The sequence below is a fragment of the Methanothermobacter sp. genome (assembly GCF_030055435.1).
GTDB lineage: Archaea > Methanobacteriota > Methanobacteria > Methanobacteriales > Methanothermobacteraceae > Methanothermobacter.
This window is the reverse complement of the sequence record NZ_JASFYG010000008.1, coordinates 24069-45130: the sequence shown is the minus strand read 5'-3', so window position 1 is coordinate 45130 and position 21062 is coordinate 24069. Positions and strand designations below refer to the sequence as shown.

The window sequence follows — 21062 nt, the reverse complement described above, 5'->3', positions numbered from 1 at the left end:
ATTAGGTCTGGAAATATCGGAATGGTGTTTAAAGAAAAACCTGATTCAGCAGGGCTTTACGGTAGTACGAGAAACCATAGTGAACTATGTAATTATAGAGTTCCTGGAAAGAAATGACCTTAAAAATCGGGCAGCAAGAGAAAAAGCCGAAAATATGCTCAGGGGTGACGAAATTCTTCCAGAAAAAATCAGGAATCTCTGGTATGAACTTATAAACTACAGAAACGACATAAATCATGCTGGATGGAACAATAACATGCATAAAGCAGATAAATTTAAAAATAAACTTCGGGACTTTATACAAAGATTTCATGATATTATTAAAACAGATTTTTTAAGATGAAATAGATAGTCCCAATTTCAATCCCATTTTGGTCTGATTTTAACGATAAGCCATGGGACGCCGATGGAGACTTTATATCCATGATTTCAATCCCATTTTGGTCTGATTTTAACGTACATCATAGGGGAACACGGGAGATACTACTTCTACATTTCAATCCCATTTTGGTCTGATTTTAACACATCATCTGCCAGATGTTCAAGATAATGAATAACATCATTTCAATCCCATTTTGGTCTGATTTTAACAAGTGAAAAGAAGGAAGGATAGAGTGCCTTAGCCAAAAATTTCAATCCCATTTTGGTCTGATTTTAACTTGCACGTCAAGCACGTATCTTCCCATATTCGAAGCGATTTCAATCCCATTTTGGTCTGATTTTAACAAAACACAAAACAAAACAAAAAACCACCAAAAAAACAATTTCAATCCCATTTTGGTCTGATTTTAACAATCACACGACACCCAGCAACTGTCTCGATGGTTAAGAAAAGAATATTTCAATCCCATTTTGGTCTGATTTTAACTTGTCTTGTCTTGTCTTGTCTTGTTTTTGTTTGTGTTTTGTCATATTTCAATCCCATTTTGGTCTGATTTTAACTTAGGTGGTGGAGGATGATGCCTGCGAGTGTTTCACATTTCAATCCCATTTTGGTCTGATTTTAACCCTTATAAGGGCTGGATTGCCAGTTAAAGCTCCAATGAATTTCAATCCCATTTTGGTCTGATTTTAACCAGCAACACCTGATGAAGTCCCATGCGACATAGTTGAACAAGATTTCAATCCCATTTTGGTCTGATTTTAACCTACGAGCACCATTGTTCACGTATAAAGTCAGTCCTTTGATTTCAATCCCATTTTGGTCTGATTTTAACGCATACCACAGGGGGCGCGGATAGACAGTATAGAAGTCCATTTCAATCCCATTTTGGTCTGATTTTAACTTGAACCCAGCCAGATTAAGCCTGTGTTATTCCCAACGTATTTCAATCCCATTTTGGTCTGATTTTAACGATACGTTACAACCCCTGAGGAGAGGAACACGTTTGATTTCAATCCCATTTTGGTCTGATTTTAACCATTTCTCCATCTTCATAGATGTCAGCGATGTCTACATTTCAATCCCATTTTGGTCTGATTTTAACCTATTCAGGAGATCCGTGATCCCATCAACCTATGCTGATTTCAATCCCATTTTGGTCTGATTTTAACTGGTGATTTCGGTGGAGGATACAACTTCAATAATGAATTTCAATCCCATTTTGGTCTGATTTTAACTAAAATATTATATGGACGGAGAGGAAGTCCAGATAAAATTTCAATCCCATTTTGGTCTGATTTTAACAACGAATATTCAATGAAAAAAGATATGAGTTCATAAAATTTCAATCCCATTTTGGTCTGATTTTAACTCCACTCGAAGCATCAACCTGATCATCATGATAATCATTTCAATCCCATTTTGGTCTGATTTTAACATAGCTGAAAAGGTTTATGAAATCTCAGGGATAAAAGATTTCAATCCCATTTTGGTCTGATTTTAACTTAATACAGGGAAATGGAATGCGACCCTTACTAAATTTCAATCCCATTTTGGTCTGATTTTAACCAGGAATATGAAGAAGATATAAACGATATATGTGAATTTTTAATTTCAATCCCATTTTGGTCTGATTTTAACTCGTAATCCCCCCCGCAGAGTACTCGCGGACGATGAAATTTCAATCCCATTTTGGTCTGATTTTAACTAATTTGGATGAACTTGATGGAGATTCATATGATCATTTCAATCCCATTTTGGTCTGATTTTAACTAAAATATTCTAAAAATATTGTATAAACATATGTTGATTTCAATCCCATTTTGGTCTGATTTTAACTAGGCATCCCTCCTAATCTTAACGTTAACACGTAAATTTCAATCCCATTTTGGTCTGATTTTAACCTATACGACGTCCTTGACATAATTGAGGAGACCGGTATTGATTTCAATCCCATTTTGGTCTGATTTTAACGCTGTGTTGTAGAGCCGGACATTCCGGAGGTATCCTTTAAGATTTCAATCCCATTTTGGTCTGATTTTAACCGGGGGTTCGGGGGGTGTTTGCAGGTTCGGATTGGTTATTTCAATCCCATTTTGGTCTGATTTTAACGTTGAAGCCCTTGAGGAGGTTCGGGGGCGTATCAGATTTCAATCCCATTTTGGTCTGATTTTAACCCGAAGCTGGCCTCCTTTTTAAATCCGAAATATCTTATATTTCAATCCCATTTTGGTCTGATTTTAACGGATACATATCATTCCCAGTGAACGACACCAGGGAATTTCAATCCCATTTTGGTCTGATTTTAACATTTTCACTTGAAGGGTATGGGGTCCCCGGTGGTCGTGGATGAGAGTATTTCAATCCCATTTTGGTCTGATTTTAACTCCTCAGGGAACCAGAAACGTTGGGTGAAGGTGAACAGATTTCAATCCCATTTTGGTCTGATTTTAACTCGCCGCGAACGCCCCCACCGGGATCCGGGGGGTGCATTTCAATCCCATTTTGGTCTGATTTTAACACAGCACCCAACGATTACCTTGAAAGAGCCGTTATATTTCAATCCCATTTTGGTCTGATTTTAACGGGAATACTACTCACAGGCAGCCCCCACATTCAAAGATTTCAATCCCATTTTGGTCTGATTTTAACCAGCTCGGATGGGTCGGGTACATCATAGGGGCACACATTTCAATCCCATTTTGGTCTGATTTTAACCCTATCCGAGACCATATTAGAAGGGTGAGCGTAGACTTATTTCAATCCCATTTTGGTCTGATTTTAACCATTATGGTCTTGAATCCGCATGGTATACGTTGAAGGATTTCAATCCCATTTTGGTCTGATTTTAACCCGCGGTCTGCCTTAACGTTGCGATAGCCCCCATATTCATTTCAATCCCATTTTGGTCTGATTTTAACAAGTTCGCCTTCCAGCAGTTGAAGATGGCCTGGGACCAGATTTCAATCCCATTTTGGTCTGATTTTAACGAACCCGGAGCCGCGACAACAGAACTCTCAGGGTTAACATTTCAATCCCATTTTGGTCTGATTTTAACTCTTCGAGAAGGTAATGGAGATCAGTCAGGTCACAGATTTCAATCCCATTTTGGTCTGATTTTAACGATATAATCACGGTTCATTTCATCCAGGATCTCCTCCATTTCAATCCCATTTTGGTCTGATTTTAACTGGATGGGTGGATATTGAGGGGATGGCCAGTTATACATTTCAATCCCATTTTGGTCTGATTTTAACAGGGAAAGGAGGCCAGGACACACCCCGGACAAAATCATTTCAATCCCATTTTGGTCTGATTTTAACAGGGCGGATTTTTTCTCTATTTGGCCTGTATCACTCTGAAATTTCTCCTTTCAGACTTATAAATTTGTCGATCCCCGATAATGCAGTTCATTTATATTGACAGACGACTTCCTGTAAGGGCTCTGAGTTCAAAAATAAAGCGTTAAATAAATCCAAAATAACATGAAAAATATTTTAACAAGATAAAAATTCAAAAATCAAATATAATGTCTTTTAATTATAAAAGAGGCTTAAAATAACATTTAGTTACTATAAGACACTTGTGAAAAAACCGTCAAAAACGAACCTCTGAAAAGGCTCTGAATGAAGATAAAAGATTTATAAAGTATTTAAATGATAATTTAAAATTTTATGGTGTGATATAGCTAGAATAAAAATCTTTAATGCCTAATTTTTATATTTAAACCTATAAACGATTGTTAGAATCTTAATAAAGCCTTATAATATCTCATCATTATAAATCAGGTGATTAAAATAGCTCTAAATAACTAAATGAGATACGGGAACAGCTAGAAGATATAGTATACAATAAAAAGCTGTTTGATGCATCTAGATTCTTTTAAGATGAACTGTGAAATCCAAATAAAAAAATTAAAAATGTTAGGCCTTCAAACCATTCCGATCAGTCAGACCCCCCCAAAAAATGAAAAAATCAGATTTTGCATCTAAAATGCGTCACTGGATCCAGCTGGATGCTTGTAGGGTGTGTGGAGCCTGTATTTTGCATCTACAATGCGTCACTAGACTCATTAAACCATCTGCATGGATCAGTGACAGCTATTAAACAATTTAAAAGAGTATAATGGCTAATCAATGATACACCATATTGGTTGCAAGTCTCCTCAGCTTCAGATGTAAGCCTTGTATAATGGCTAATCAATGATACACCATATTATAAATAGCACCAGCAGTATAAGGGCGCCCATGGGATTCAAAACAAGGGCAATCAGGAACCCAATTACAAGAGCGGTTTCGGCTTCCATCTGACAATCCCCAGAATATTGAACATGCAAATAATCTCATATGCTTTGTGACCAAATAAAACCCTTCAAAAAAATACTAAAGTTCAGGGAAAGTGGCATCCTCTATCTTTGAGTCTATCTTATCATCAATAATGCGTGCATATCCAAGTACTTTTTCATAAAACCTCAGGTAATCATCCTCTGTAACCGAATCAAGGCCATGGGCCAGTATAGAGTAATTACGTATCTTAAGAAGATCCATTATCTCCTTATCCTCCCCAAAGGTCTTCCCAACCTCATAACCTTCACATTCAAGTAACCTGTAGGCATTCTTAAGGGCCACGTGCTTCTTGGCGCCAAGTTTAAGCGTTGACCTTGTACTCAGACTGTAATTCTCAGGGTTCAGACTGTCGGTTTCATCACCATACTTTTCCTCAATGACTATCTGGGCTATCAGTTCAAGTGCACGGTAGAGCCTGGCCGCAGCATCATCATAGCGTCCCTCAGAGGCTCTACGCTTAGAATTGGCAAAAAGATCCGGGAGAAATGGTCTGTACCTGAATTTTCTCTTACCCTTACGTGAACTCACAATCTGGCCCAGTATCTTTTTATTGCGCATCACCACATCCTCAAGTTCCTCAAGTTCCTTTACCTCCTCACTGTTGAGGCACTCCATTGCCCTCTCATGGTCAAAGAGGTCCCAGTGCAGGTAAGCCTCTGTCAGCTTGATGTAGGCGTCCTTTTTCTCATGCTGAACAACTTCATTGAGGACATCAAGGGCTGTTTTAAACCTTCCAAGGTTGAAGAGTTCCCTGAACCTTCTTATTCTGAGTTTATCATAGATCTGGTAGACGTTCTGTTTTATCACGGTCTCTGTGCCGCTCTGTACTGTCCCGTTTTTATCCCTGAAACCAGATATCACTGAAAGTTCCTTTCCATAGAGGACAGCCATTATGAAGGCTATTGAAGTCATCGTCTTGGTTCCAGAGGTATAGTCAACTATTATCTCATCGTCACTGTACCTTTTCATCTGTTCATCGATACTCGTGAACCACTCACCCACAAGGTCAATATCATTAATTTCGATGAAATCATATGGTGGTAGGTCCTTCCCCTCCCTCTCTGCTTCCTCTGATATGTACTCAACTGTTTTCCTGCTCTTATCTGACCCAAAGAAGATTACCCTGTCTGGTCGGTTGTGGTGTATTGAACTTAGAAGCCCATGCGCCAGGCTCCTCACCCTCTCCTCAGAGTCCCCTACACCGGTCCCTACTGTCATGAAGAGTATCCTGTTACTCATGGAAAATCACCTTAACCCAGCCTGGAGGTGTTCTACCGTTTATAAGTTTCCTTGTCTTTGGGAATTCGTATGGATATGTTCTTCTTCCTGCAAGTTTCCTTATTGAGTCATAGGTTGCTGGGTCTTCTTCCTTGAACCTCAGGGCGATTGTGGTTGCCAGGAATCCGCTGCCATACCCTATCCTCATGAGGGGAGTTTCAGGTGAGTTTATACTCCGAAGTTTTGTGTAAAGTTTCTCAAGAAAATCTATGCCGTATCTTGACGCGAATTCGATTTCATGTTCAATGTAGTCCTTGCTAAAGCTATATAATGACTCAATTACTGTTTCCGGATCTGCAAGCCTCTTGCGAGCCCCCAATCCGATGCCATCATATACCCCCCTGTACGTTGACCTCATCTCAAATTCCAGTTCTGTCCTGGGGATAAATTCAAGATGAAGTGGGAACTTTTTATATCCAAATGAGCCTCTCCCAGCATTCAGAACTTTCATTTCATACAGATGAGGAGTTTTCACCGTGCCTGTATCGGTGACCTGCAGGAACCTCATTACACTCGTCTTTGCAGCGTCTCTGGATTCGGCTGAGAAGAATTCGTTGATGATACTCTGGAAATCACGGTACCTTCTTCTCTGGACGGCGCCTGAAATTCTTTCAAGATCAGATTCCCTGATGTGCTGGTAGAGTAGTGCTGTTCTTATGGACCCCTTTATTGATGAACCAGGTATGTAGAGTTCATCAGAGGTCTTGATGTGTTCATTGACCTCTTTTATCTGACTGGATTTTGTCTTTATAACCCCCCTGTATCTTACAGATTCCCTTGCAGCCTTTTTAGCAGCTGGGGATCCCTTGAAGAATCCGTTAAGGTCGAATTCTGGCGTTGTGAGATTATGAAGGAACTCCTCCCGTGTTTTCTCATCAAGTTTTGAGTAAAGCTTGGTGGTATCGACCCGTGAGAAAATCTCAAGTTTTCTGCTCCCTGCCTTACCCTTTCCTGTGTAGAATTCCTGGGGACCATACTTTACACCATTTCCTATGTGAACCGGTGTTATGACCTTAAGAGTGCATTTCAATTAACCACCACCCAGTGATAGCTTGTATGCCAGTCCATATTCCACTGCAGACTTCCCTGACCTCACTATGGTCCCATAGTACTCCTTTCCTGTGTCCCTGAAGGTTGAGCCCTCCCTGAAGAACCTGACCTGTCTTCTTATCTCACCGTCAGGGCCCCTACCCCTTTTGGATCCGAGTTCAAACCAGGCATCAGCACCCAGTGCCTTGACCTCATCAGGGGTTGGTATGAACCTTGAGAGGGTCAGGAACCTGTCGCCTCCATTGTCTTCGCGTCTGTTTTCAGCAATTTCAAAGGAGAAGTGTCCCTTCCCTGTTGAGACGTCCGGCCCAAGGCCCCTGTCAGAGAGGAATTTCATGGCTGATTTAAGGTATGGCCTGAATGATTCATCCCTGAACTTCACAAGGAAGAATCTGCCCATGTTCTCATAGAACACCCTCGTTATGTGGTATATGTTCTCTGTTTTTCTCTCGATTCTGTTTACAACGTTGTGTGGTTCCTCAAATTCCCCTTCACCGAATTTCAGGTCCAGTTCACTGTCAAAGAGTAGGCCCCTATAGACCCTGTAATCATCGATTGACCCGACAATATCTGCCTCCCCGATTTCTCCTGATGTCCATGAGAGGAAGATATCCTCCTGGATGTGGGCTGTCTTCTTGTATTTCTTGAATTTCTGGGGATCGTATCGCTTCTCTGGTTCTGTGATGATTTTAGGGTAGAACCGCACCCTTTCATCATTCTCAATGTAGGGGAAACTGGATGATACAAGGAAGGGTGGGTCCGAGGTGAAGAGGTCCATTATGTCATTCAGCTCGTCTGGATACAGCTGGCTGAAACTGTAGATGATGGAGCCGAATATGGTGTCCGATGATAGCTCGGGAAGGGAGGATTCTGGTTTCAGGTAGACGAGCATTTAACTCACTCTTCAGAAAGCTGGATATCTGCGAGAGTTTCAAAGTTTCCCAGGGTGTTTTCACCGGCCTCTCCACGGTAGTATTCAGCGGGTCTTTCTGTGATTGTTATATCCCTGAACTCCACCTTACCGTAACCCCTGGTTCCGCTACCACCGAGGTAATTATCCTCAAGGAGTCTGAGTCCCTCAAGGACGAGAGCAAGGTTGTTACCGTCCCTTTCATATTCGCTTACTATTATCTCAAATTCGAATTTGGAGCCCTTTGGAACCCTTTCCTGGTTTCTGGGGGTTGCCCTTGATGTTATCCTGTCAAGGGTGTTCTCGTACTTAAGTTCAGCACCCTCAACAACATCAACGCTTTTCTTCCACACCTTCCTTGTTTCCTCTGTTGGGAAGGAGTCCCTTACTATTATCCTTGTTGGACCTGAGACGCTGATGTTATCTGCGGCGCTTCCAAATACCCTGCAGACCTCGCATTCTCCACACTTGCATGGACCCCCATTGGTTACCCTGTCAAGTGCAAGCTCAAGGAGTGCCCTCATCTTTCCCTTGATTGATGAACCTGGGATGTAGGGGAGCCTTGTTACCGGGTCCCTTATTATGACGTTGTCTGAGCCGCCAATTTCAATTGAGTCCTTTGAGCCCCCGATATGAAGCCCCGTTCTGCAGATTATTTCGCCCCTAATGACATAATTTCCTTTAAAAGTTACCTTAGATTCCATTTTCATCCCGCCTTTGGATAATAGTACTTATGATAAGCAACTATAGCTTCTACAAAGCGTACAAAAACCCTGAAATTATTTATTTTATCTTCATCTGTTCCTCTATCAACCTTCTCCATAAGCTCAATAAATATTTCATAAAATTCTGGTGGCACGAGTTTTCTGCCTACAGCGTTAGCTAGCTGAGGTTTCAACATGTAAAAATTCATTTCTAAATCTTCCCATTTATTTGAATTCTTCTCCATATCCTTTATAGCATTAAAAAATTTCCTTAATTGTGTAGGTTTAAGATCATCCTTAGAAAGTTTTGCTATTCTATCCGCATAGCCACCAGTATCTGCATATTCTTTGACATCAAGATCCGTAAGTTTATCAATTCTCTCAAGCTCTTTTTTAATATCCCTCATACTCTTAAAATCGCTATTCATTAACCTCACCACTTCTTGTTCTTAAACTGACCCATGAAACGGGTATCCTGATCCATGGGATGAAATTGATGCCCTCCCTGAAGAGCTCCCTTCTGAGCTCCGCATCGGATATGTTTCTGAGTTTATAGACATAGTAGGGCACATAGTCCTTTCTGGAGAGTCTTATCTCCTGGCACCTCATCCAGGTCTCCTCATCCCTGATATCCTCATGGAATGTGGAGTCCCACAGTTTCAGAAGAGAGTATATGAAGTTCTTGGATAATTTACCGGCTTCATGGAGTTTTTCAAGTTTCAGGCCAAATTCAAGGAGTTCGTTGAATCCCTTAAACCTGTCTGTGTCCCACTGGACCGTCTCGCCGAAGAGGGATATCTTACCCCTCCCCAGGTCCTTTGATGTTTTAAGCTGCCTCTCTGCAATTTCAGCTGCCTTTCCAGCCGGAAATTTATGTCCTCCCATGAATATTCCGGCTGAAACATCTATGGATGGATTGGAGCATGTCCACTCCCTGAATTCGTTTCTGAGTCTCCCTGCGAATTCAACAATGTCATCGTATGGTCCGAATACCAGTACATCGTCCCCCCCAGAGTAGGTTATATAAATTGATGGGATGGAGTTTTCCCTGCATCCTTCACATAGCTCCCCCCTGTATATTGTCCCGAGAGAACTTTTTATCTCAACGAGATTACCCCTGCAGCTGTCACATGGATCCATTATGAAGGAGAACTCTGATGCAACCTGGTTTATGTAGCCAAGGAAGAAGAGGTCCAGGAATGAACTCATGGTTGAGATCCTTGACACTGACCTGTCCTGGAGGCCCTCTGCGAATATCCTCCCGAGGTTGTCCACGTCCATCTTGAGTGCGGCCAGTTTATCTGCGCCCCTGGCTGTGGAGGCTATCTCTGTGAAGTCCAGTGCCCTCAATTTAGAACCCTCACTGACCGCCGGGACCGTGTTACCTATGAGGCTGAACCCGAATGAGACGTTATCTGCCTGGATTCTATCCCTGATTTCAAGGAAGTCTGTGCTGTTGAGCCTGAGCACATCCATTCTATGGTTTCCGGATGCTAGTTCGTCTATCCTTGAAATAACTGTTCTGGAGTTCTCAAAGAAGTAGGATATCCCTGCTTCACTAAAATCTGCATCCAATGTGCCATAGACCCTTATCATGTGATCTGCATTGGCTATCCTGGCCCCGAGTTCCTCATGGGATCTGCATGAGCTGCATATTGTGGCGGCTGATGGCAGGGCGCATACCGCGCATGTACCCTCAGGTGGTTCAGTTTCTGACCTGAAGAACTCATCGAGAAGTCCCCTGAACTTTGACCTCTTATTTTTAAGGTTCTCTGCTGCAAGGTCATCCAGGACAGCCCCAAAGTCCCTGAGTTCCTCCGGGTCAGTTTCCCTCACTGCAAGTGCAAGGTAGAGCTCCCCGTTGAATGCCTCTATGAACCTCCTGTTAACCTCAAGGGAAACCTTTTCAATTATCTCCTTCATCCTCTCAGTGTTTGGGAGGGCCAGTGTGAAGTGACCACCACCACAGAACAGGATGTTTGTCTGGGAGAGGCCCGCTTCAGATATTATCCTGTTTGCAGCCGCATCTGTTATGAGACTTATTGAGAGGGATCTCCCCCTAAGCCTCTTGCTCATACCCTTCTGGGCCTCCTCAGGTGACGCCACACCTGTTATGAAGTTCTGGATACCTGATATGTCACCTGATACTATGAGGTATGGTTTCCCTCCACCAGCATCTTTTCTGTGGAGGTAGAGGCAGCCGGCCAGTGCAGCGGTGGTTTTGAGGTGGTCAAAGAGTGAGATGTCAGGTACGCTCATGTAGACCGCTGATGGCATGAGTGAGGTGTATTTTTTCAGTAGATGGTACATGGTGTTAATATCCAGTTTCCCGTGTTCAGTTATCTCCTCCATGAAGAGGTTCCAGAGGCGCCTGTATTCCTTTTCAAGGTTCCAGCCTGACATCACGGCCCTTCTGAATTTCTCGGGTTTTATCATGTCAAGGTTGGAGGGTCTGAGTTCCATGAGGGGGAGGTAGTATTCATTTTCTGTTTCCCTTTTCTCTCCTATGCTGACCTGTGAGAACACCGATATGAGGGGATATTCATTAACATTCCTTTTTGATTCTGATTTGTGCCTTTCACTTGCCGAGTGGTGGTCTGCATCCCTTATTATTCTGGCGTACTCTGGATTTTTTGATTTTGATGGGTTGTGGTGGTAGAGTACAAGGTCCTCTATGTCCTCTCCCAGGCCATTTTCAGCTACGAATGTCGCCGACCATTTGCCATGTGCCCCTGTTTGTCCAAACTCAGACGGGGTGAGACCCCTATATTTTTCACTGTGAGGTGAAGATGTTCTCTGATAAAATTTACCTATATCATGTAGAAGGGCGGCTAGCTGTATATCCTCAAGTTTCATGTAGAACACCGGAAATGAATATTTTAATATAGTTGAAATTATGATAATATATATTTTCCCATTACACATTAAATGAAAATGTTTATAAAAGGTTTTTTAGTGTGACTGAATCTAGAGGAGATCAGGGCCACAGAGAAGCCCCATGTACTAGAGTATCACATCAGGCTCCATAGGCAAATCAGGAACACCATAGAACCTCCCAATGTACTAGAGTATCACATCAAGGGGGGATTTTTCCACCCCAAGAACATTTCTCTTAAATGCACTCTCTGACCGGAATGAGTATATGACCACCGAGTCCCTATCCTCATCTATGATCCTCTTAAGGTTCATCTCTATGCGTCTGAACTGGCTCCCAGTAACTTCGCCCTCAAATACTGAGTTCTGGACCCAGTGAAGTTCTGTCCTAAGATACGACTTGACCTTGTTAACCCTCTCAACTCCGACGTCATATACGATTAGAAGATACATCCTACCACCACATCACGAACGGCTCATACTTCTTCTGGCCGATGAGGTGCTTTATGAGCTTATAGGCCTCGAGTCTTATGAGGCGCCTGTAGGAGACCTTCCTCCCCAGTTCCCTGTGTTTAACCGTTTTTCCGAGTCTCCTGTCATACTCGGCGAGGAATTTCCTTTTCCCTGAGTCGTTGAGGAGGCACTGATTCATTCCATGCTCAAAGTCCTCAACCTTAATCGCCCTCTTTTTGATCAAGGAGATTATCATCCTGTCAATTATGGTTGGCTTGAATATCTCACTGAGGTCAAGTGCCAGTGAATACCTCCTCTCGAAGGGTTCGTGGAGATAGGAGATGGTTGGATTTAACTGTGTATTGTAGAGTTCAGTTATGACGGTTGAGTAGAGGAGGGAATTCCCGAAGCTTATCATCGCATTCGTCATATTCTCAGGGGGCCTCCTTGTCCTTCTCTCAATCCTGAATCCCTCAGGGAGTATCCCATCGATGGCCCTGTAGTAGTCTGATCGTATCCTTGCCTCAACATTCATGACCTCCGTGATTGAGCTTGATGATTCAAGATCCCCGAGTGTATCGGATATGCCATTCTCAAGGCCATAGTACCCCAGAACCCTCTTCATGTTGAGTGCGGCCCCATGTACAAATGATTTTGCAAGTTCCATTCTCCTCTCATGGTCAAGCACGTGTTCAGCCTGTTTAATGATGATGTCCCCTGAGAGAAGGGTTTCACGGGGGTAGAAGCTGCCAGTGTAGAATCCATAGCGGTTGAAAAAGTGTACAGGTATTCCCTCCCTTGATATTTCAATCCCATTTTGGTCTGATTTTAACAGGACCGATTTTTTACCAGTCAGATGCGTAGGGTATGTACTCCTCTCTTCCAAGTAAATGTTTTATCAATTTATAACACTCCATTCTTATCAAACGTTTATAAGAAACCTTCCGTCCTATCTTTCTATGTTTAACTGTTTTTTTAAGTCTCTTATCATATTCAACTAGGAATTTTCTTTTTCCAATATCATTAAGTAGCGAATAGTTTATATCCTCCTCAAAATCACTCTTTTTGATCATATTTCTCCTTATAATTGAGATTACCATACGATCCACAATTATCGGTTTGAATATTTCACTTATATCCAGTGAAAGTGAGTATCTCCTCTCAAAGGGTTCGTGAAGATATGAAATGGTCGGGTTTAGCTGGGTATTGTATATTTCACTTATAATTGTTGAGTAAAGAAGAGAATTACCAAAGCTCAGGAGGGCGTTTGTCATGTTTTGGGGAGGCCGACGTGTTCTTTCACCAATTTTGAATTCATCTGGTAGTATATTATCAAGAGATCTGTAATATTCAAGTCTGGCTCTCCCTTCAATATTCATAACTTCGGTTATGGTTTCACAGGAATTGAGATCATTGCTTAAGACATCAATTCTATTTTCTAGTTCATAATAGGATAAAACACGCTTCATATTGAGCAGTGCGCCCTCAACAAATTTAATTGCAAGTCTTATTCTTTTTTGTAGGTCTATAAAATGTTCCGCTTGCCTTATGATGATGTCACCAGATAATAATGTTTCCCTTGGATAAAAACTCCCCAAGTAAAATCCATAACGATTAAAGAAGTGTATAGTTATCCCCTCTCTTGAGAGAAGATTTATAACTTGTGAAGAAATATTAAGAGACCCATAAGCGTATATAGAGTAAATGGAGTGTACTGGTATTGGTCTCTTTTCGTCTTTATTCACAAAGTAGAGTGTATTTTCTCTTCTTCTGAGTATTCCATCCTTCAATATATAGTAATTCTTTCTAGTCATCTTAATGTTAAGCCCAGCAAAATTCCCTATATGCACACTTCTTACATATCATCTTCTTTTTAGGTGATGGAAATTCGCCTCTAACTATTAAATCAATTTTTTCGAGAATTTTCTCTATTTTAGATTCAATTTCAGGTGTTAAGTGCACTTCTCTTCTTTTTCTAAGTTTAGGATAGTCTATAAAGCCCTTAATATCCTCTACAGCCTTCTTGGTTTTTAGATAGTAGATATAGTAAAGAAGCTGAAATGTGTGGGCCTCTTCCATTTTAGCACTTTTCTTGACCTCATGAACCTCCAGCGTATCACCTTTCTTTATAAAATCTGCACTTAGTAGACCATCAATTACCAATTCTTTATTTTCCCTTTGATAGCTCTCTTCGTGCAAAATCCTTCCAACTTCCACAAGATCTGATTCATGTTCCATGTGGATGTTATGGGAAAAAAGCCATAATTTGGTTTCACATATGAAGTAATAGTTTATTTGAGTTCCGCGTACTAGAAGATTTTTTCCTAAATCTGACATTTTTACAGGATCCTAATAGATATATCTTGCAAGGGTGGCTGAAACCCGACATCCGGCTTATACCATTCTTTAAGGATTTCAATTGGCACATATCTGAAGTTTTCAAGGTTGTTAATTGGCGGTAGCTGGGAGAGGTCATTACCAGCATAATTAACGGAGAGGGTGAAATTATTGATGGATTTTCTGATTTCCCTCAGTTTCCATTTTTTTGAAAAATCTTTTGCTTTCATTATTTCCTCCATCTTTTCCCTGCATTCCTTAGCTACACTATTTAGTTCAATGAAAACTGAAAACGTCCCTACATTTTCTATTAAACTGAAATTGGATGTTTCTGAAAAGTTCAGTGATTTCAAATGATCTATAAGTTCCCTTGATTCATCTTGTGAACCTCTTTCTTTTAATAACTGGTAGTATTCATTTGCGGCGTTGAAAGTGAAGTCCTTCTCTGAGAGAACATCCCCAAATTCCCCCAATACCTCTTTTGTTATACTTATAAGTAATGGATCATATATGTAGGTAGAGAAAAGCCTATTATTTTCATCTTTAAGGAGGACGACATTCACTTCTCCCTTCTTGGAACCATAGTTCCTGTTACACCTTCCACCAGTTTGTATTATTGAATCAAGGGGGGCCATATCCCTATATATAACGTCGACACTGATATCTACGCCTGCTTCCACTAACTGGGTCGTTATTATTATTTTTCTTTTATTATCCTCCCTGATCCTCCTTATCCTAGCCAGCCTGTAGAATGGGAGAACATGAGTTGACATGTTTATAAGTTCCAGGTCAGGTAATTCACATATTCCATCATCGTCAATTGTATCCTCAGGATCAAGTCCCCTTTCTCTACAGAGCACACCCTTTAAATAGTTATAAAGATCCCTCGAAGCTCTTATTGTGTTTAAGACTATCATTATGTCCTCATCACGCCTTTTATTTACTTCCTTTAAAATTAATTCTTGGAATTTGCTGAAATCCAATTCACCAAGTCTAAACTTAAATTCAACTCTATCAAAATATTTAAAATAGGATTTTCTATCCTCTATGATCTCTTTCGTTTCATTTTCAGCGAAAATTAATGGTTTAGTGGCTGTCATAAGTATAACCCAGCAGTTAAAGTTTTCAGTAAGATAACTGATGGTCTTATTTATTATTAACCAGTATTTATGGGGAATCGACTGGATCTCATCAAGGATTATTATAGAATTTACTATATTGTGAAATTTCCTTGCTGCCCTGTTGCGGTTTGTTATAAGGCTATGGAAAAACTGTATAAATGTTGTTATAATTATCTCCGAATGCCAGCCTTCTGTTAAAAGAATAGAACTATTAATATTTTCAGCTACATACAATTCATTGTCGGATATTTCTTTATATTTTACATCAGCGAGATGATGATGTTTTAATAATAGGTTGGATTGTGACTCAGAATTTACTGGAAATCCATTGTAATCAAAAATTTGAGAAATTATAGATGCGTTCTGATCTATTATACTCAAAAAGGGGAGCGAATAAATTATCTTAGGCTCAAAATCGTATTTTAATTTTACTTTCTCGCGAAGTCCCAGTGCAAATGCAAAACCAGTTAAAGTTTTTCCCACTCCCGTAGGAAGGTTAATTGAAAGAATTCTTTCCTCATCTATGTTTAAAGTTTTTAAGCTTCTATTAGCCTCTAAATAGGCCCTTTCTCTCACGTTATTTATGTCACTTTTTCTTTTAAATTTAAAAGACTTATATTCATCTACAATCCTTTTATTTAGGGCTATCCTTGAAGGGACTTTAGTTCCAGAGGCGTCAAGTTTATCAGCGTCGAGGAGGACAGAGTAGAAGAATAGTATCCTGAAATAGAAGTCGAGATTTTTGACTCTTTTAAGTTTCTTAACATTTCTGTAGATATCTCTCATTAAATTTTCTATATTGAGTGTGAAAAAGGAGTTTAAGTTAAAGTCGTGAAATTTGATAACAGTAAGAAGCTTCCCATATATCTCCTCAAGCTCATTATAATCCTTTATATCCTCTAACTGTTCCTTTGTCAAATTGATATTTCTCTGATCTCTCAATTTATTTATTTCATCCCTTATATCATTTATATCTCCATGATGCTTGTTTATTACAATCCACGATATGGGGGGTATGTACCAGAATTTATCCAATTTTTCTCTTTTCTCAAGGAAATTTTTAATCAAAAAATAACCGAATAGGGAGGATATTAAGCCATGCCTTGCCTTTTCGCTTCTCATGCCAGTTTTTAGCATTTTTTGAAAAGCTTTGGTTGATTTTCCAAAGTCATGTGAGACCCCTATGAGGTAAGAAATTTCAGCAAAAAGTTCCCTGTTTTCAAGGAATTTTGAATTAACAATACGCCTAGAAGTGTTCCCCACATTTTTTAAATGCTCAAATAAGGGTTTTTGGGGGTGTGAATAGAGTTTAAAGGAATGCAACCTTATCTTCTCCAACTTTATATATGATGCCCTCCTCAACCTTTAAGGGTCTCCCATTCTGTTCAAGGAGAACCCTCTTATAATCTAGAACCCTCCTATTAGAGTCCATATAAAAGGGAATGCTCTCCATAGCTAGTCTCATGCCCGCTTCAATTTTGTCAACTTCTATTTTGAAGTCATCCTTCTTTATAGCGGTGTCAACATGATCCTCTACCCCCTCCCTTATCTCCGGTTTAAATTCACCAATAAATCTGAAATTTGCTATTAGTTCACTAAGTCCAAGACATGGTGTGAAAACAGACTTATGACTTATAAGAGAATCCTTGAGTTTCAAGTATAAATCTTCATTTCCTAGCCATACATATATCCTGTAGTGAGGACTTTTTAGAAATTCAAAAGGAGTTGGGGAACTTGATGTATCTTTTATATCCCATAAGAAAAACCCATCAGAAGTATTTATAAGATTAATGTTTATATTAATCCTCTTTACTGGTGCTTGAATTTTTATACCGTACCTTATAGTTTGAGGTGAAAACAGCTCATAATATGAGTCCCTCTGAAGTCCCATTATCGCTGCAATCAATCCATTCAGGGAGGTTATCGTAGGGATTGAATAAGTAAGGGGGGAGGTTGTTGTTTCTATCTTTCTGAAGTGTCCATAATCTCCCCAAATATCGAACACTAGGACCTTATCCATCTCCATTTTACTCACTTATAAATTTAGTCTATTTACGACTGCAATATCACTTAAAATATTTTGAACTTCCATAGGGTCCTTTTCATCTCCCATAACTACAAATTTAAGGTTCTCATCAAACTGGAGATCCAATCTTTCTATCTTATCGCTATTTGCTTTAAGAGTCTCTACTAGTCTTGAAATATCTAGCTTAAAATCAGAAATATCCCTTATTGCCTTCTCATCTATATCTGTTAAAAGTTTTATTTTTCTATCAAGATCTCCTATATGGTAATTTTTTTCACGGTATACAACTCGGAGGAGGAATCGGGGTATCTGTCCAACCTTTGATCTCGTGATGAGGTTCTTGGTTCCATTCCATAGCGCATCTAGTAGAAGATCTATATCCTCTTCCTTGAGGGAGGTATTCCTAGCTGCATTTTCATTTATTATACCATAGAATCCTATCAATGAGTAGGGAAGAACATGTGTTTCAATAAATGTTCCCTGGGTTGCTTCAGCCTTTGAGGGCATTACACTTGTCCCTTTCAGTGTTTTGACTTCAACTTCATGTAATGATCGTCCCAATTTGAATTGAACTGGCCCTGTTAGAGTTATAGATCTACCCCTTCCACTGCCACTTGAAAGGGCTATAGTTGCGCCGAACAACCTAAGATCTATATATTTCTCTAAAAGTAGACTTTTTTCAGCCTCAAATTTTTCCTCATCCTTTACTTTCAATTTTTTCAGGTCTTCTTGCAATTCCTTTATCCTTTCTTCCCTAGTTTTCTGTGTCCCATTGTCTTTCACATCCTTTATAACAAAAACTTTGTGGTCTCTGAAATTGTGCAGGTAATCTCTAATGGTTCTCTTCAGCCTAACATCAGTTACTATGTTTATTCCTGTTTCTTCATCTATTCTAGGTTTGTTTTCATCCAGTGGATCCCCATTAGGGTTCGCATCTTTCACATCGTATAGGAAAAGTATCTCAGACCTGTTTTTTACTATATCACTCATTTTTGGCACCCTCTTTTTTGAATAGTTCTCCAAGATTGAGTCCAAGAGCAAAATAGTAGCTTATATCGTCATTTGATAATCTCCAACCCTCATTTTCACCTTCAAGTAAATATATGGAGAGTTGCCTTTCTAACCAAGGGTAACCGACATTGTATTCCCTTAATTTTTCAATAATCTCAGGGAGTAGTTTTTTAATATCTTTTTGATCTAGTTTAAGACCCTTTAACTTGGATCTGAATGGTGTGGATTTTCGCTGGGCATACTGGACGTCAAGAAGGAACTTTGTAAGTACCCCCTCAAGAAACACAGCCTTCTTCTGGGAACTGTCAAAAACTCCCTTAAATTCCTCAAAAAAGGATTCCAATCTTTCTAGATGAAAATCCCTTTTTTCCTTTCTTTGTTCCATTCTTTTCACCTTCAATAAGTTAAGATCGTGAAGAAACCTTAAAAGGTAAAGAGACTTTAAACATAGTAATCTTTCTTTGAAATTTTGATCTGAAACATGTGCAGCTCTTATCTCCCTATTGAAAGCTGAAATCAGAAAGTCCATGGATATGGGTCTTTGAGAAAGAATCTCACCAACCGTATCTATGAAGTACTTTTCATATCCCTGAGGGAAGAATGTTCTTATAAGATTTCCAAGTGCCATTTTCTCGTTTTTTTTATTCCAAGACCATTCCAGTAGCCCACCAACCCATTTTTCACCCATAACTCTCTTTAAAGAATTTTCAGAAAAAATTGGGGCATTAACACCGTAAAATGCTTCAAAAAGTATTTTTATCCAGGAGGGAGAAACATCTTCAACATATTTTATGATATCAAAATAATCGCCTTTCTTCTTTTTGTAAAATACAAAAATAAGATTCATAAAATCCTTATTTTCCTTTAATATGTCCAAAATATCTTCTTCAATGGATAAAAGGCATTTAGCATGCTTTCTTTTTTCATAATCCTTTATTTCGTCAATTACATCCTCATAAACATATCCAAATATGAAATGGGGGATGACATAAAATGCGAGGCTATAAAAATTTTTAGAAAGATATTTGTTGATAAATTCTTTACCAATCTCTAATGAAACTCCGCAGTCTTCACATATAGGAAGCTGTTTCCAAGAGTTTTCTTGGACAAAGTTTGATGCGAATCCTCTTTTATCAACAGTATAAACTGAGAAAGGTGATGCGAAGCCATAAACTTCCTTCTCCTTTCTACAGAGTGAACAGATTCCCCATCCCTTAGATTTTGTTCCATGCTTTGTAAAAAACTTTTTTATTGACTCCTTAACGAAAATTTCCCTAAAAATCTTAAATTCACCTAAGTACTTCTCCACTCCACCATCCCTTATTTTAATGGTAAAAATTATATTATTCCTCTCATTTTTTGGTATATTATTTAATTCCCTTTCTATATCTCCAATTATATCTTCAGAGATTGAATCATCTTTAAGTATGGCACTATAAAGTGATTCTATAAGGTGACTATCCCAAAAGTTGTTCTGTTTTGATGCATAAGTCGCAAACCATAGAGTCCATCTTTGAGAGAGTTTCTCAGGAGATGGTGTCTTTGACGTGGGGACAAGGTCATATCTTCTGTGAGAAAACTGTCTGTAGAGGTATTTTTCATTTTTTGCTTTATCATACTGTTCCGTGTGTGTCGAGTGGTAATATATGCCCTCATCCCTGTTAAACACGACACAGATAACATGTTTAACCCCTGATAGTTTATGGGCCTCTATAAAAACAGATTCACCACCTATATTATCCTCAGTTTTAAGATATTCGCCCAGCTCCTTGACTGCCTCCAACATTTTCAACACCTTAAGTGACAACCATTCCAAAGCCCATACTGTTCTTTTCACCAAATCCACAATCATAGCCGAACTCTATAAGTCTTGGGTCACCCTCTATCCTGAATTTCATGTGATATGCCCTGTGGTAGGTCTCGGCGTCCTCCTTGGGGATCATGATCCTCTTCCTTTTTATGGACCTCTGGTAGGGGATGACCCTGAGGTACTCGTCACCATCGTAGCCCCCATGGAATTCTGAGTATTTCCTTACAAGGTTCTTCTGGAGGTTCTCATAGAATTTCAGGTCGTTGGGATTCACGTCCCACTGCCTAAGCACCCCATCCTCCTCCTTCACGGTCTTTACTATGATTGGTGAGAGTGTCTTGAACTTCATGTTTCTCCGGAACTCAGGGGGCTTCAGAAATTCAACGTACTCAACATTAACCCTCCCCCTGAGGAAATCAATCTCCGGTTTATCTATGAAGCCCTCCACGAGGCTCTTGATGAGCTCAACGTTGGGTGAGGATATGAAGAAATAGAACCGTCCATCCTCTGATAGGAGGAAATTCTTGAAGGCCTTCCTCCGGGGTATGTTGAGCTGGGAGAAGGTGAAGAACTTGAAGCCCTTCCCGCCGTGGAGCTGGCTTGCAAGGTCAATATCCGCTATCCTCCTGTAAATGATGGCAGAAACAACGTGATTGTAGTTGTAGGGAATCTTAAATGGCCTTTTATCTGATTTTAACTCTATTTTGATCCTTAATTCAATACCCCCTGTGATGTCAATGTGTAATGTTGACATTATAGT

The 21062-nt window shown here is 39.9% G+C and carries 16 protein-coding genes and 1 CRISPR repeat array; of the genes, 1 reads left to right on the top strand and 15 read right to left on the bottom strand.

Features of this window, described 5'->3' with window-relative positions:
* Nucleotides 1-343: TM1812 family CRISPR-associated protein (locus QFX30_RS08850; RefSeq protein WP_300491108.1), on the top strand; the 343-nt coding region annotated here is incomplete at its 5' end.
* Nucleotides 344-357: 14 nt separating this feature from the next.
* A CRISPR array of direct repeats spans nt 358-3705; the repeat unit is 30 nt; unit sequence ATTTCAATCCCATTTTGGTCTGATTTTAAC.
* Nucleotides 3706-4764: 1059 nt separating this feature from the next.
* Here QFX30_RS08850 and QFX30_RS08845 read toward each other — a convergent pair.
* The 15 genes from QFX30_RS08845 to cas6 all read right to left on the bottom strand — a co-directional run bounded on the left by QFX30_RS08845 (nt 4765) and on the right by cas6 (nt 21056).
* Nucleotides 4765-5967: a TIGR02710 family CRISPR-associated CARF protein gene (locus tag QFX30_RS08845; protein WP_300491105.1), complete on the bottom strand. Its 1203-nt coding sequence runs from the start codon at nt 5965-5967 to the stop codon at nt 4765-4767.
* Nucleotides 5960-7036 carry a type III-A CRISPR-associated RAMP protein Csm5 gene (gene csm5, locus QFX30_RS08840; protein ID WP_300491103.1) on the bottom strand — a complete coding sequence of 359 codons (1077 nt, stop codon included), beginning with the start codon at nt 7034-7036 and terminating at the stop codon, nt 5960-5962. The genes QFX30_RS08845 and csm5 overlap by 8 nt, the downstream gene beginning before the upstream one ends.
* A complete protein-coding gene (gene csm4, locus QFX30_RS08835) occupies nt 7037-7948 on the bottom strand; it encodes a type III-A CRISPR-associated RAMP protein Csm4 (RefSeq protein WP_300491100.1) in 912 nt (303 codons plus the stop codon).
* A 5-nt stretch (nt 7949-7953) separates the two neighbouring features.
* Complete coding sequence (csm3, locus tag QFX30_RS08830; RefSeq protein WP_300491097.1) at nt 7954-8670, bottom strand: type III-A CRISPR-associated RAMP protein Csm3; 717 nt, start codon at nt 8668-8670, stop codon at nt 7954-7956.
* A 2-nt stretch (nt 8671-8672) separates the two neighbouring features.
* Nucleotides 8673-9098 carry a type III-A CRISPR-associated protein Csm2 gene (gene csm2 / locus QFX30_RS08825; protein ID WP_300491094.1) on the bottom strand — a complete coding sequence of 142 codons (426 nt, stop codon included), beginning with the start codon at nt 9096-9098 and terminating at the stop codon, nt 8673-8675.
* The gene (gene cas10, locus QFX30_RS08820) at nt 9091-11526 is read right to left on the bottom strand and encodes a type III-A CRISPR-associated protein Cas10/Csm1 (RefSeq protein ID WP_300491093.1); all 2436 of its coding nucleotides are present in this window, start codon (nt 11524-11526) and stop codon (nt 9091-9093) included. The genes csm2 and cas10 overlap by 8 nt, the downstream gene beginning before the upstream one ends.
* Nucleotides 11527-11733: 207 nt before the next feature.
* Nucleotides 11734-11997, bottom strand: a complete 264-nt coding sequence (cas2, locus tag QFX30_RS08815; RefSeq protein WP_300491091.1) for a CRISPR-associated endonuclease Cas2 — start codon at nt 11995-11997, stop codon at nt 11734-11736.
* A gap of 1 nt (nt 11998) precedes the next feature.
* Nucleotides 11999-12853 carry a type I-B CRISPR-associated endonuclease Cas1b gene (gene cas1b / locus QFX30_RS08810; RefSeq protein ID WP_300491124.1) on the bottom strand — a complete coding sequence of 285 codons (855 nt, stop codon included), beginning with the start codon at nt 12851-12853 and terminating at the stop codon, nt 11999-12001.
* Nucleotides 12843-13811 (bottom strand): type I-B CRISPR-associated endonuclease Cas1b, encoded by a 969-nt coding sequence (gene cas1b, locus QFX30_RS08805; RefSeq protein WP_300491089.1) that lies wholly within the window; start codon nt 13809-13811, stop codon nt 12843-12845. The genes cas1b (QFX30_RS08810) and cas1b (QFX30_RS08805) overlap by 11 nt, the downstream gene beginning before the upstream one ends.
* A 7-nt stretch (nt 13812-13818) precedes the next feature.
* Entirely contained in the window at nt 13819-14334 is a 516-nt protein-coding gene (gene cas4 / locus QFX30_RS08800; RefSeq protein WP_300491087.1) for a CRISPR-associated protein Cas4, read from the bottom strand.
* A gap of 2 nt (nt 14335-14336) precedes the next feature.
* The gene (locus tag QFX30_RS08795; protein ID WP_300491084.1) at nt 14337-16793 is read right to left on the bottom strand and encodes a CRISPR-associated endonuclease Cas3''; all 2457 of its coding nucleotides are present in this window, start codon (nt 16791-16793) and stop codon (nt 14337-14339) included.
* Nucleotides 16765-17481, bottom strand: coding sequence for a type I-B CRISPR-associated protein Cas5b (gene cas5b, locus QFX30_RS08790; RefSeq protein WP_300491081.1), 717 nt, complete (start codon nt 17479-17481; stop codon nt 16765-16767). The genes QFX30_RS08795 and cas5b overlap by 29 nt, the downstream gene beginning before the upstream one ends.
* Before the next feature lie 9 nt (nt 17482-17490).
* The gene (gene cas7b, locus QFX30_RS08785) at nt 17491-18471 is read right to left on the bottom strand and encodes a type I-B CRISPR-associated protein Cas7/Csh2 (protein WP_300491079.1); all 981 of its coding nucleotides are present in this window, start codon (nt 18469-18471) and stop codon (nt 17491-17493) included.
* The gene (locus tag QFX30_RS08780; RefSeq protein WP_300491076.1) at nt 18464-20278 is read right to left on the bottom strand and encodes a TIGR02556 family CRISPR-associated protein; all 1815 of its coding nucleotides are present in this window, start codon (nt 20276-20278) and stop codon (nt 18464-18466) included. Before QFX30_RS08780 ends, cas7b begins: the two co-directional genes overlap by 8 nt.
* A gap of 10 nt (nt 20279-20288) precedes the next feature.
* Nucleotides 20289-21056, bottom strand: coding sequence for a CRISPR-associated endoribonuclease Cas6 (cas6, locus tag QFX30_RS08775; protein WP_300491074.1), 768 nt, complete (start codon nt 21054-21056; stop codon nt 20289-20291).
* Nucleotides 21057-21062: the final 6 nt, after the last annotated feature.

Bases quoted from the DNA above. Each gene is read 5' to 3' on its own strand.
- QFX30_RS08845 (WP_300491105.1), bottom strand. From the start codon at position 5,967: ATGAGTAACAGGATACTCTTCATGACAGTAGGGACCGGTGTAGGGGAC.
- csm4 (WP_300491100.1), bottom strand. From the start codon at position 7,948: ATGCTCGTCTACCTGAAACCAGAATCCTCCCTTCCCGAGCTATCATCG.
- csm3 (WP_300491097.1), bottom strand. From the start codon at position 8,670: ATGGAATCTAAGGTAACTTTTAAAGGAAATTATGTCATTAGGGGCGAA.
- csm2 (WP_300491094.1), bottom strand. From the start codon at position 9,098: ATGAATAGCGATTTTAAGAGTATGAGGGATATTAAAAAAGAGCTTGAG.
- cas10 (WP_300491093.1), bottom strand. From the start codon at position 11,526: ATGAAACTTGAGGATATACAGCTAGCCGCCCTTCTACATGATATAGGT.
- cas2 (WP_300491091.1), bottom strand. From the start codon at position 11,997: ATGTATCTTCTAATCGTATATGACGTCGGAGTTGAGAGGGTTAACAAG.
- cas1b (WP_300491089.1), bottom strand. From the start codon at position 13,811: ATGACTAGAAAGAATTACTATATATTGAAGGATGGAATACTCAGAAGA.
- cas4 (WP_300491087.1), bottom strand. From the start codon at position 14,334: ATGTCAGATTTAGGAAAAAATCTTCTAGTACGCGGAACTCAAATAAAC.
- cas5b (WP_300491081.1), bottom strand. From the start codon at position 17,481: ATGGAGATGGATAAGGTCCTAGTGTTCGATATTTGGGGAGATTATGGA.
- cas7b (WP_300491079.1), bottom strand. From the start codon at position 18,471: ATGAGTGATATAGTAAAAAACAGGTCTGAGATACTTTTCCTATACGAT.
- QFX30_RS08780 (WP_300491076.1), bottom strand. From the start codon at position 20,278: ATGTTGGAGGCAGTCAAGGAGCTGGGCGAATATCTTAAAACTGAGGAT.
- cas6 (WP_300491074.1), bottom strand. From the start codon at position 21,056: ATGTCAACATTACACATTGACATCACAGGGGGTATTGAATTAAGGATC.